Origin of the sequence: Gluconobacter roseus (assembly GCF_046058915.1) — a bacterium.
GTDB classification, from domain to species: Bacteria; Pseudomonadota; Alphaproteobacteria; order Acetobacterales; family Acetobacteraceae; genus Gluconobacter; species Gluconobacter roseus_A.
This window is the reverse complement of sequence record NZ_CP175538.1, coordinates 1433005-1445000: the sequence shown is the minus strand read 5'-3', so window position 1 is coordinate 1445000 and position 11996 is coordinate 1433005. Positions and strand designations below refer to the sequence as shown.

Annotated in this window: 12 protein-coding genes, 1 tRNA gene and 2 rRNA genes (1 of these 15 running past the window's edge); 8 read left to right on the top strand and 7 right to left on the bottom strand. The window is 54.7% G+C overall.

The features are described 5' to 3' along the window. The 4 genes from ACJ2A4_RS06650 to ACJ2A4_RS06635 all read left to right on the top strand — a co-directional run. Positions 1–1074, top strand: a 23S ribosomal RNA gene (locus ACJ2A4_RS06650) (it extends 1661 nt beyond the left edge of the window). Between the two features lie 83 nt (positions 1075–1157). Further along, a 5S ribosomal RNA gene (gene rrf, locus ACJ2A4_RS06645) occupies positions 1158–1272 on the top strand. Between the two features lie 52 nt (positions 1273–1324). After that, positions 1325–1401, top strand: a tRNA-Met gene (locus tag ACJ2A4_RS06640). A 407-nt stretch (positions 1402–1808) separates the two neighbouring features. Beyond that, positions 1809–3212: a hypothetical protein gene (locus ACJ2A4_RS06635; protein WP_408872227.1), complete on the top strand. Its 1404-nt coding sequence runs from the start codon at positions 1809–1811 to the stop codon at positions 3210–3212. Positions 3213–3232: 20 nt separating this feature from the next. Here the strand turns inward: ACJ2A4_RS06635 and ACJ2A4_RS06630 are convergent. Beyond that, a protein-coding gene (locus ACJ2A4_RS06630; protein ID WP_408872226.1) for an IS3 family transposase occupies positions 3233–4419 on the bottom strand; the annotation gives its coding sequence in 2 pieces (ribosomal slippage) (positions 3233–4161 and positions 4161–4419; 1188 coding nt in all). Positions 4420–4658: 239 nt separating this feature from the next. Between ACJ2A4_RS06630 and ACJ2A4_RS06625 the strand changes: the two genes are divergently transcribed. Further along, a protein-coding gene (locus ACJ2A4_RS06625; RefSeq protein WP_408872225.1) for an IS5 family transposase occupies positions 4659–5454 on the top strand; the annotation gives its coding sequence in 2 pieces (ribosomal slippage) (positions 4659–4999 and positions 4998–5454; 798 coding nt in all). A gap of 6 nt (positions 5455–5460) precedes the next feature. On the opposite strand, the gene ACJ2A4_RS06620 is transcribed toward ACJ2A4_RS06625, so the two are convergent. From ACJ2A4_RS06620 to ACJ2A4_RS06595, 6 genes are all read right to left on the bottom strand, one after another. Beyond that, positions 5461–5799 carry a carbohydrate porin gene (locus ACJ2A4_RS06620; protein WP_408874118.1) on the bottom strand — a complete coding sequence of 113 codons (339 nt, stop codon included), beginning with the start codon at positions 5797–5799 and terminating at the stop codon, positions 5461–5463. Positions 5800–5855: 56 nt separating this feature from the next. Continuing rightward, positions 5856–6257, bottom strand: coding sequence for a hypothetical protein (locus ACJ2A4_RS06615; RefSeq protein ID WP_408872224.1), 402 nt, complete (start codon positions 6255–6257; stop codon positions 5856–5858). A gap of 131 nt (positions 6258–6388) precedes the next feature. Further along, on the bottom strand, positions 6389–6694 hold the full coding sequence (cyoD, locus tag ACJ2A4_RS06610) for a cytochrome o ubiquinol oxidase subunit IV (protein ID WP_408872223.1): 306 nt from the start codon (positions 6692–6694) through the stop codon (positions 6389–6391). Then, positions 6691–7362, bottom strand: a complete 672-nt coding sequence (locus ACJ2A4_RS06605) for a cytochrome c oxidase subunit 3 (RefSeq protein ID WP_408872222.1) — start codon at positions 7360–7362, stop codon at positions 6691–6693. Before ACJ2A4_RS06605 ends, cyoD begins: the two co-directional genes overlap by 4 nt. After that, positions 7359–7841 carry a hypothetical protein gene (locus ACJ2A4_RS06600; protein WP_408872221.1) on the bottom strand — a complete coding sequence of 161 codons (483 nt, stop codon included), beginning with the start codon at positions 7839–7841 and terminating at the stop codon, positions 7359–7361. Before ACJ2A4_RS06600 ends, ACJ2A4_RS06605 begins: the two co-directional genes overlap by 4 nt. 31 nt (positions 7842–7872) lie before the next feature. Next, positions 7873–8766 (bottom strand): cytochrome ubiquinol oxidase subunit II, encoded by an 894-nt coding sequence (locus ACJ2A4_RS06595; RefSeq protein WP_408872220.1) that lies wholly within the window; start codon positions 8764–8766, stop codon positions 7873–7875. Between the two features lie 629 nt (positions 8767–9395). Here ACJ2A4_RS06595 and ACJ2A4_RS06590 point away from each other — a divergent pair. From ACJ2A4_RS06590 to ACJ2A4_RS06580, 3 genes are all read left to right on the top strand, one after another. Beyond that, the gene (locus ACJ2A4_RS06590) at positions 9396–11018 is read left to right on the top strand and encodes a glycoside hydrolase family 15 protein (RefSeq protein WP_408872219.1); all 1623 of its coding nucleotides are present in this window, start codon (positions 9396–9398) and stop codon (positions 11016–11018) included. Between the two features lie 15 nt (positions 11019–11033). Then, positions 11034–11225: a hypothetical protein gene (locus tag ACJ2A4_RS06585; RefSeq protein ID WP_408872218.1), complete on the top strand. Its 192-nt coding sequence runs from the start codon at positions 11034–11036 to the stop codon at positions 11223–11225. Positions 11226–11389: 164 nt separating this feature from the next. Beyond that, a complete protein-coding gene (locus ACJ2A4_RS06580) occupies positions 11390–11995 on the top strand; it encodes a cysteine hydrolase family protein (protein ID WP_408872217.1) in 606 nt (201 codons plus the stop codon). Position 11996 lies beyond the last annotated feature (1 nt).

The following is an 11996-nucleotide window of genomic DNA, read 5'->3' as shown; positions in this document are numbered from 1 at the left end:
CGAAATCGTGAGATGACGTATAGGGCCTGACGCCTGCCCGGTGCCGGAAGGTTAAGAGGAGGTGTGCAAGCACTGAATTGAAGCCCCGGTAAACGGCGGCCGTAACTATAACGGTCCTAAGGTAGCGAAATTCCTTGTCGGGTAAGTTCCGACCTGCACGAATGGCGTAACGACTTCCCCACTGTCTCCAGCATCGACTCAGCGAAATTGAATTCCCCGTGAAGATGCGGGGTACCCGCGGTCAGACGGAAAGACCCTATGAACCTTTACTGCAGCTTTGCAGTGGCATCAGAGACATTCTGTGTAGGATAGGTCGGAGGCTTTGAAACCCAGGCGCCAGCTTGGGTGGAGCCATCCTTGAAATACGACCCTGAATTTTTCTGATGTCTAACCGAGACCAGTAAGCCTGGTCCGGGACCCTGCATGGTGGGCAGTTTGACTGGGGCGGTCGCCTCCCAAAGTGTAACGGAGGCGCGCGATGGTGGGCTCAGGCCGGTCGGAAACCGGCTGTCGAGTGCAATGGCATAAGCCCGCCTGACTGTGAGAGTGACAGCTCGATCAGAGACGAAAGTCGGCCATAGTGATCCGGTGGTCCCACGTGGACGGGCCATCGCTCAACGGATAAAAGGTACTCTAGGGATAACAGGCTGATCTCCCCCAGAGTTCACATCGACGGGGAGGTTTGGCACCTCGATGTTGGCTCATCACATCCTGGGGCTGGAGCAGGTCCCAAGGGTTCGGCTGTTCGCCGATTAAAGTGGTACGTGAGCTGGGTTTAGAACGTCGTGAGACAGTTCGGTCCCTATCTGCCGTGGGTGTAAGAGACTTGAGAGGATTTGTCCCTAGTACGAGAGGACCGGGATGAACATACCTCTGGTGCACCGGTTGTCACGCCAGTGGCACAGCCGGGTAGCTAAGTATGGACGGGATAACCGCTGAAAGCATCTAAGCGGGAAACCCACCTCAAAACGAGGTCTCATAGAGCCGTGACAGACCATCACGTTGATAGGCCGGGTGTGAAAGTGCAGTAATGCATGCAGCTAACCGGTCCTAATCGCTCATACTTCTCACTCCAAAACACATGCACAGAAATCAGCCACACTCTTCACAACGCACCAACCACCACCCTCTCTCAAAAGACAGGGTGGGCTGGAAGACCTGGTGGCCATTGCGAGGGCCCTACACCCGATCCCATCCCGAACTCGGCCGTGAAATCCCTCAGCGCCTATGATACTGCACCTTAAGGTGCGGAAAAGTCGGTCGCCGCCAGGTCCCCCAGCCTACCCAACACACCACAACAAATCCCCAACATCAAAAACACCACCGCGGGGTGGAGCAGCCCGGTAGCTCGTCAGGCTCATAACCTGAAGGCCGCAGGTTCAAATCCTGCCCCCGCAACCAAATACAGTTTTTGAAACCCCGCTAAGTCAACGGCTTAGCGGGGTTTTGCTATGCGTAAACTGAGGCCGCATTCTCTAGAATCGTTTAATTCCAGTGTTTTAAAGAAGGTAGGTTCAAATCGGGAGTATCATACCGCGCAACCACTTGCGATTATCCGCATTGACGTGAACTGCTGTTACAATCAATGTCAGAAGTGAATGTAATTTTAGCTTCGCGACTGATGATCGACCTTATTTCGAGACCTTATCCTTTGTTGGCGGCACAATCCGGCAGGGACTTATCAAAGCTGGTTTTTGTGGGACGTCCTTCGCGACATGCTAGGCAGCCGGCAGCGCGTAGCGAACCGCTGGTGTCAGGCATTGCGATCGACTGCGAATATCGTCTAAGGAACCAAAAAAGGTAGAAATGTGCTTTTTGACGATAAGTCCTGGCTGAACGATTATGCCGACTACGGACCATTTGCGCGCGCCGCCCTTGGCGTCCTCGTTGCCAAAGGCGACTGGAGTTGGTGGCACGGTCGGAGCAGTTTGGGTGTGTCCCACGCTTTACACTCTGCGATCCGGAAAAATGGCATAGCTGTCTGGGGCGGCGATGAGGCAGTTTTCAACGCAGAAGATTGGATCGATACCACATTGGCAATCGATCTAGCGCGGGCGTTTAGCGATTTATCCTTCGGTTTTGACTTTCGTCTGCGAATTGACAGGTCGGTCTGGAATTGGAGCTCTTTGGGTGACGATATCAACGAGCTTAGGACTTATCTCGCCGATGCTGTTCCAGACCGGCGTGTATTTTTTGACTGGCCTCAAGACCGACGACCTCGGACGAAAACGCCAGATCGCCAGGATGGTGCCCTCGTCGTTTCGACTCCGACCGGCAGTACGGGCGTCGAAGCAGGGCAAGCCTTTACAGAGGCTCTGAATCGCGGCTCATTTTTTCGGGTCGGCGATTGGAAGCCTGGCGAGAGTTTGGCCGACGTGCTCTTGGCCAAATCCGTTAATACTCTGACGACCGGATCCGTTTCGGCAGAACTGGTCATTATAATCACTGACGACCAGAGAACTTTGGCCCGATCCCTAGATGAGATCCGGGGTTCAACCGGCGCAAAGTGCGTCGTTTGCGTCCAAGAAAGCGGCAACGAACGATGGCTTGAGGCTTTCGCCGAGAACTGGGCTGGGAATTATTCCAGTATCGACATGGCCGCTGCACAAGCAAGTGAAGCGGCAGGCGTCGAAGGCGAAGTCGTCGTGTCGAACCAGACATTTTTGCTGCACAGCCGTAGATTTTTCTCGCCAAGGCTGGACGATAACGTCCTTGAATCGAGGCAGATCCACGAGCTTCTGCCACGCTTTGGCATGACCGATATCGATGTTCCGGAAAACGTAAAGCCAATTCGGAAGATACTACCAAAACTGATTTCGACGACCCCGCCGCCGACCGCCCGGGTCCTAGAAATCGATGCGATCAACGGTGACGGCAAAAAGCTTGGCAAACTACCATCATCGGGCGAGTTCGATATCGCGGTTGCGGTGTGTCCAAAAACACCGCTTACTAAAAACCTCGTTAGCTTCCCTGATCAGAAGGTGGCATGGGATGGAGACAAACGTGTGCTCCAAGTCCATCTTCTTGAGCTCGGGAAAGCCCCCGTTACCAAAGAACTCATCATGCCGCGGACCGGAGCATCCGCTCCCGTCAGTTTCAAGTATCTGATCCAAGGCGCCAAGCTTGTTGATTTGCGTTTTATGATCTGCGATGGGGCGCAGATCCTTCAGACAGAGGTGGTCCCGTCCGTTCGGACAGTTTTGCGGGCTTGATAAGCTATACCCGGTTGTCGTTATGCCGCCCTTGTGACGGCGTTGCTGTTGGCCATCTGGTCCGGGGTTAACCCCGGACCAGATGGCGTCGGCACGTCATGATACGCCTCATCGGGCGTTCGTCCAGCCAGCGCCGTATGCGGACGCCTTTCGTTATAATGGGCGATCCATCTGCCAAGCCCGGCCCTCAGCTCTGATCCGGTCTCGAACGCGTGCAGGTAGACGCATTCATATTTCAGCGACCGCCACAGACGCTCGATGAACACGTTGTCCAGCCATCGCCCACGCCCGTCCATACTGAGGTGGATCTGACGCTCTTCCAGTATCCCGCTGAAACGCGGTGTCGTAAATTGCGACCCCTGGTCAGTATTGAAAATGTCCGGGGCGCCATAGCGCATGAGGGCATCCTGTAGCGCCTCGATACAGAACTCCACGTCCATCGTGTTCGACAGACGCCAGGACAGGACCTTGCGCGTGAACCAGTCCATGATCGCCACGAGATAGAGAAATCCCCGTTTCATGGGAATATATGTGATATCGGAACACCAGACCTGGTCAGGCCGATTGATGACCAGATCCCGTAGCAGATATGGATATTTCCGATGCTCCGGATGGGGCACGGTCGTGCGCGGCTTCTGGTAGATCGCCCGCAGGCCCATGATCGCCATGAGCCGCCGGACCCGCTTGCGGCCCACTTCATGTCCCTGGCGGCGCAGATGCCATGTCATCTGCCGTGAGCCATAATACGGCGTTTCCAGGAACTGGGCGTCGATCAGCCGCATCAGCTCCAGATTGGCTTCGCTCTGTGGCACAGGCCGATAGTAGACGCCCGACCGGTTGAGTTGCAGTAGCGTGCATTGCCGGATTATCGGCAGGCATGCTCTCTTCGGGTCAATCATCTGCCGCCTCTGATCACGCCCAACCGAGCAGAGGCATCGCGTAAAAAATCCCGTTCCACCAGCAACTGGCCGATCTTCGCGTGCAGTTTCTCCACATCAGCTGGGCTGACTGAAGGTTCCGTTACTGACTTACCAGAAAAAAGGCTTGCCATGCCTTCGATCGCCTGGCGCTTCCATTGGGCGATCATCGTCTGATGCACGCCATGTTTCGAAGCCAGTTCCGCCAGCGTCAGTTCCCCACGGATCGCCTCCAGCGCAACCCGTGACTTGAACTCCGCCGCATACCTCTTGCGCGTAACCTTGCCCATAAAACCCGTCCTCGTTCAGGCCAGATGATAGCTTATCGCCCTGTCCGAAAAATGGGGACCACCTCTCACATCCCGATTTCAAGGTTATCTTGGAGAGAAATACACAGCAAAGATCGAGACAGATTTTACGCCTCTTGAGGACAAGCCACGCCTGTTCGACATGGCTTTACTGGTTAATGATTCTCTCGGTGGTAAGCCTAGGGCCTGTTAGATCTTGAATTTCTTCCCATATTGTAGGGATGGAAGAAGGAGACAGAACAGGCACCTTTACGGACGAGACATGGGCGATCTGGGAACCTCTGATTGAGGAGGTTAGCCCGAGGGGCAAGACGCCGCCACATGATCTGCGGCGGACGATAGCAGCGATTTTCTGGCGTCATGAGAATGGCGCGAAATGGCGGAGCATCCCCGCTGAACTGGGTCCGTGGTGGCGGGCTGCGCAGCTTTTCATCCGCTGGGCGAAGCTCGGCGTATGGGAACGCCTGCTCGAACTGGTTCAGGAACAACAGGGAGTGGCATTCGGAATGACTTTTCTGGATGGTACGAACATCAGGGCTCACCACAAGGCGGCGGGAGCCCAAAAAAGGGGCCTCTTTCGAAGAGCGGGACCATCGTGAAGCACTTGGCCGCTCTCGCGGCGGCTATGGCACGAAAGTCTGCGTGATCGCTGATGGACATGGAAAAGCCTTCGGTTTTGCGCTGGCCCCCGGACAGGCTCATGAACTGCCCCTGGCACCAGCCATGCTCGACAACCTTCCCGCCATTCCCCTGTGGGTAGTGGCGGACAAGGGCTATGCGTCAAATGCCTTTCGTGAACGGATATGGGACATGGGAGCCCGGCCCGCCATTCCTGCGAAACGACGCGATGGCCCGGTCGCCTGCCCAAAATGGGCCTATCGGTGTCGACATCTTGTCGAGAACCTCTGGGCTCGCCTCAAGGAGTGGCGCGCTGTCGCAACCAGATACGAAAAAACAGCAACGTCGTTCCTCGCGGTCATCCACATCGCTGCCGCAGCAGACTGGATCAAGCCCTAACAGGCCCTAGACATTATGCAAAGGCCGAACCCTGATACGGCCTCCCCATGAACTGTAAGGGAAAATCTGATAGCCGCCGCCACTGGTACGGGAATTGAGAAAGAGCGATTCAGGGTTGGGACAAAGGCCCAGATTCTGGAAGCCGCAATAAAGATCGGAGGCGGCAAAATCGGTTCCGGCCAGCATACGACCAACCATGATATTGACGCGGCCCTGAGCTAAAGACTGTTCGAATGTGAAGTAGACAAGACGGGCAACGTCACCGCCACCTCCCCATATTTCCTGCACATCAAACAGATTGCCCATCGCACTGCTGAGGTTGTTTCCCTCACGGTTGACCATCAGGAAATGCGTGCTGAGGCCTTTGATATGGGCGATCTGATACCAGTCCAGATCAGCGCCTATGGAATCTGATGGGCATACGCACCTGTTTGCCGCATCCCTCCGATAGGGTTTCCGGCGGCTTCGGCAAGATAATTCAGGTAAGGATGAATGCCGTGCCGATGCAGAAAAGGCAGGATTCCGCCCCAGTCGCCAAGTAGATGGGCTGTCTGATAGGGGCTCGTGCCCGGCACAAGGAATGTGGAGGGTTGTAGCGGGCGGACAAGCATCGCGGCTTGATCCGGTGTTTCAATCGCTTCGTTCTGGGGGCCTTCCTTGGCGGCCTGCGCAAAGACGGTTTCCGGATCAGGGGCAGCCTGAGCCGTTGCAGGTGGCATCATGTTCATCCAGACCGCGAGCCCCAGTAAAAAGGACAGCCCTTTTCCATGGAAGCCAGATCGCTGTGTCCGGATAAAAGTCATAGGCAGCCTTCCTGTCCCTGATATTTCAGCAGACGGTTCGGAAGGGCATAGGTTCCTGACAGGAATACTAAAAAAAATCTAAGAGAAATGGCGCGTGTCAACTGAGCCTGATGTTCAATATGTCATGGCTCCTACATCATCATTGCGTGCTGATTGCCGATAATCCAGAGCGTACCGCCTGCCATCAGAAAGATGATGAGGATGGTAAACAGGATCAGTTGCAGGTCGTCGCGGTGAGAGCGCTTCAGGTCAATATGCAGGAAATAGTAGAAATGCACGCAAACCTGCACAATGGCGCTCAGTCCGATGGTCCATAATAAAGTGATGCGCGATATGGCCCCAGTGGCCAGCAGTCCAAACGGGATGGCTGAAAGGAACAGGGCAAGTGCAAACCCTGTGATGTACTGATGACGTGCCTGTGTTGCTTCCCGATTCATGGTGCCAGTCCCAAAAGATACACGACGGAAAAAATTCCAACCCAGATGATGTCCAGAAAGTGCCAGAACAGGCCGAGGCGAAGAATTCGCGTCTTGACGCAACTGTCGAGGCCAAAGACCCGCAACTGGACGAGCATGACCACAAGCCAGATGCAGCCCACCGTTACATGCAGTCCGTGTGTGCCGACCAGAGCGAAAAAAGACGAGAGATAGCCACTGCGCGACGGCAGGCCGCCCTTGGAAATCATTTCGCTGAAGTCATGCATTTCGAAACCCAGGAAAACCAGTCCCAGAAGTAGGGTGACGAAGATCCATAATCCGGTTTTGCGCACTGAAGCGTCATATTTCATGGCCAGGGTGGCCATGCCGAACGACAGGCTGCTGGTCAGGAGAACGACTGTTTCAATGGCCGTGCTGCCAAGGTCGAAAAGCTGATGAGGGCCTGGGCCGCCTGCCAGCGAATTCAGCATCGTTCCATAGGTCGCAAACAGCATCGAGAAGATGACCAGATCGCTCATCAGGAAAATCCAGAAGCCGAACAGCAGTTCTTCTGCTGCGTCATGGGCTTGAGGATCATGCTGGTGCAGGTTTAAGCCGGGATGACGGGACGAACTGCCCTGTTTATCGGAGTGGGCGCCGTGTGAAGCGGCGGATGTCAGGCCGGTCATTTCAGCGCTCCTGCGGCACGCCCGCGATTCAGATTGGAAAACTCGGCTTCAACCGGAATTGGCGCCGTTTCATGCACGGCTTTCAGCCAGCGTGTTTCGATGTCACGGACTTCATCAGCGCTGATGGTCTGTTCTGTATGGCGATTGAAGCTGCGAGCAATTACCCCTCCTGCAAAGACCAGTATCCCCAGAAAGCCCGAGGAGCGATAGCCAACAACCTGCTGTGCCCGCATCAGGACAGCCTCAACGATGGCGCGTGCCAGCATGACGAATGAGACCACGATGTACATGATGCCGATGCGTTTGTGATCGAGGCTCGTCAGCCACTTCGACCATAACGCAGGCCATCCGCGTATCCGGGTGATAAATCCTGCTACTCCGATCGCACCGATGACGACGATGGACGCGGCAAAAGTCGCGATCAGGCTGTAGAACGGAAAGGCACCGTAGCTTAATTTCCCAAACAGAAACGAAGTCATGGCATGGCCACTTTTAGAGCGGGATGAGGGATCATTGCGGAACCGTGATTTGAGAGACAGGTGGCTGGTGGACGTGATTGACAATGCTTCGGAAGAAATCAGGCGGCACGTTGGCGAAACGCAGGCCCTGAGGCTGTAAAGGATCGGAAGGAGGCATCTGGCCCTTGGTGAGCATGGACACGGCCTGCTGGTCGTTCCCATCCTGAAGCAAGGTCCGGTAGGTTGCGTCGTTCAGGGCAAGGGAACTCTGATGGGCGGCCGTCATCCAGTTTCTGAATGCCGGGTCGGGCAGGGCAATCACCGTAAATTTTTCGTCCTGAAAACCCATGCCGTTAAACTGGGTATTTTCACCAAGATAGCGGCCTGGCTGATCGGCCCGGAGATGAAGCGTGGTCACCATTCCGGCCATTGCATAGATCTGGCTGCCAAGGGCAGGGATAAAGAATGACTGCATGCTTTTGTCGCTGGTTAGCGAAAACCTGACCTCACGCCCGACCGGCAGGGCCAGTGTATCAAGGCTTGCGACATGTTCAGCCGGATAGATGAACAGCCATTTCCAGTTCAGGGCGACAACCTGAACCTCCAGTGGTGGCGTCTGGGAATTGATGGGTGTCTGGGGGCTATAGCGTCGTTCCGCGCCCCAGATCAGAACTGCGAGCATCAGAACGATAACAGCTGGAACCCCCCATACGAGATATTCCAGCGAAAGCGTATATTGCCAGTCCGGACGATAAGGAGCGTTTCTGTTCCCAAGGCGATATCGCCAGAGGCAGAATGGAACGCCCGCCAGGACCGGCAGAATGACAATGGCAAGCGCAACAAGAATAACTTCAAACCAGTGATGCTGGAGAGCAGCGATAGGTCCGGCAGGTGCCAGGAAGGAAATTCCGGCAGTCTCACATCCGCTCAGGAACAAAAGGCCCAAGGGAGAAAAAAGAAGAATAAGTTTGCCTGGACTGCTGGCATCTCTGGGGTCTGGTCGGACCATGTTTCCTCGTTTCTATTATGTCGTTTCATGACAAACAGCGAAGGATACGGACCGTTTCCGTAAAAATTGAAAAATTGAGTTTAAAATTTCAGATCGAATGCATTCCCTAAGAAAGGTTTGAGCCGCCCTATCATCCTGAAGCCACGCCCGTCGTTCCGAAAAGCCGGGAGGAGCGTGCGATTTCGGCTGATGGCCCCTGCTACGGTTGCACGGCAGCTTCAGGGGTTTCTGAAAGAATGTGTGCTACAGGTTTTGTGAAAATCCGAACTGTCTCATCACAAGCATCATGTTTCTGATGTTCCATTTCTTGCAGAATACTTAACAGAATTCTGGTTTATAGCTGTCGGTTTCTATGGTTTGCCTTCAACATGTACGCTGATCAAAGCCAGGGTTTGGGGAAGGCGCGATTTCACTTTTGAAAAACGCCGCTCTCCGTTTTTTAAACCTGATGTCGGGCAGAGACGTGTTGCTCTTCCTCTGAACCTTTTCCACTCCTATGCGCTGATCCGATAGCAGATTTTCCTCAATACGAGGGGTGAAGATCTCAAGTATGGGGAAACCGCCAGATGCAAGGTGATCGTGCCATCGAGGCAGAACGAGAACTGTCATATCCGATCAGAACCGAAGGTTATCTGCCTCTTAAAGATTACGGAGCGCTCGGCGATGGCCGGTCCGTCGCTCTGTCCGGGGTTGACGGGTCGATTGACTGGTGGTGTGTTCCCAAAATCAGCTCTCCCCCTCTTTTTGATCGTCTTATTGATGCTGGTGAAGGCGGGTATTTCGTTATCCAGCCCGAAGGTGAGTTTCAGGTAAAGCGGCATTACCTGCCGGAGAGCAATGTTCTGGAAACGATTTTCCAGACACGCGACGGTAAGGCCAGGCTGACGGAATCACTCAATAGCAGCCATGCCGGGCGTCTTCCCTGGTCGGAACTGGCGCGACGCATTGAGGGGCTGGAAGGGAGTGTCCGTTTCAGTCTGAAAATCCTGTTCAGCCGACGTGCTGATACGGCAAGCCCTTACAGGTCCCGGATTGGGCGCTACACGGTTTTCCATGTGCGAGATGTTCTGGGACTCTTCCTGCATACATCAGGCGTTACATGTGAGCAGAGTGACGAGGGCGTTACAGGTCATTTTGTGGTCCGCAAAGGCGAACGAGAGGTTCTGGCCATCGTGGCTGGACAAGACGAGCCACTGGTGGTGCCGCCGATTGAGGATATTGATGCGCGTATCGATACTTCCGATCGCGCATGGCAACTCTGGTCCAGTGCGATCAGCTATCAGGGACCCTATCGGGACGGTTTTGTCCGAAGTGATCTTGCGCTCAAATTTCTCCTTTTTTCTCCTTCAGGCGCCATTGCAGCAGCGGCGACCACATCCCTGCCGGAAAAAATCGGGGGCGCGAAAAATTACGATTACCGCTTCGCATGGATCCGGGATGCCGGCTACACGATCAAGGCGTTTCTTGCCATCAATGCCCAACCCGAGGCGCAGGCTGCTTTTACATGGCTTCTGAAGCGCCTCCAGGAAAATGGCCCTCTCGTCTGCTATACTCTGGAGGGAGAGAAAGTTTCTGACGTTCAGGAAACTGGCAGGTCGGGCTACAGGAACTCACGGCCGGTTGTGACAGGCAATCAGGCTGCCAGTCAGCACCAGCATGGTATTTATGGTGATATCTTCGGGACAGCGTGGCGCTTTATCGAAGCCGGGAACATTCTCGATAATGCCAGCGCTGAACTTCTGTCGCATATTGCAGATGAATGCGCGGATATCTGGCGGCAGAAAGATGCCGGGATCTGGGAACTGTCAGAAGAGCAGCATTATACGTTTTCAAAAATCAGTTGCTGGCAGGCCCTCGCACGCGCTGTCGAATTGGCGGACAGAGGACAACTTCCCACAACATGCCGTGACCGATGGGTCCGGGAACGGGATCGGATTGCGGCCTGGATCGATGAGCATTGCTGGTCTGACAGCAGGCAGTCCTATGTCATGTATCCGGGGTCCGGGAAACTCGATGCCGCGATGGCTCTGGCTGTACGGTTCCGGTTTGAAAACCAGAACCGCCTTCGCCAGACGCTGGCGGCTCTCGATCGGGAACTGGGGATGGGGCCCTATCATTACCGATACAGCGATATGGCGGATGAGGAAGGATGTTTCCTCGCCTGTTCGTTCTGGATCGCTGAAGCATGAGCACTTCTGGGACATGTGGAGAAAGCCCGAAAAGCGCTGTCAGAGCTTACGGATGCGCTTCAGGGAGGCGTGGGTGTCTGGACCGAGATGGTCAATCCGGATGATGGATCATGGCTGGGTAACATGCCTCAGGGGCTGACGCATCTGGCGCATGTCAACCTTCTGGAGACTTTGGTTCTGACGCATGAAACCGTGCAACCGCAGTAGGTAAAACCACCATAACTTCCTTTGCCTATCTGATTTTTGAAAATTTTCAGATTGCGACGAAGAGCACGCTCCACGTTGAGGTCAGTGAGGGTTTGTTGGAGAAAGCGTCCGGGGGGTTGCAGCCAACAGGGCCTTTCATCACTCTGGCGAATGGAGAGCGTGCAATGGGTCTGGAAGACAGTCTGAAGAGCGGGCGCCGGCGCCATATCTGCGTTGATATGCAGAACATGTTTTTCAAAAAAACGGCCTGGCATGCGCCTTGGCTGGCCCGCATTCTCCCTACGGTTCACCAGCTTGTTGCCACGCAGCCCGAAAAAACGGTTTTTACCCGCTTCATTCCTCCCGTTGATGTCGAAGATGCATCAGGCGCCTGGCAGGATTATTATCGGCACTGGCATCAGATGACGCGCTCCCGTCTCGGAGAGGATATGCTGGATGTTGTCGATGATCTGAAAACCTTTATTCCGCCGGCACAGGTGGTCGATAAAAAGGGTTATTCGCCCTGGCATGAGGGGAAACTGCAGAAGCATCTTGAAGGCCAGAATATCGAAACTCTCGTGATCACCGGGGGAGAAACGGATGTCTGTGTCCTGGCAACCCTGCTCGGCGCGCTTGATTACAATTACAGGGCAGTTCTGATCACTGACGGCGTTTACAGCTCAATTGACTCTACCCATGACCAGTTGCTGGGCTTTTATCGCCTGCGCTTTACAAACCAGATTACCACATGGACCGCGGAAGAATTCAGAAAACACCTCAAACAGGCCTGAA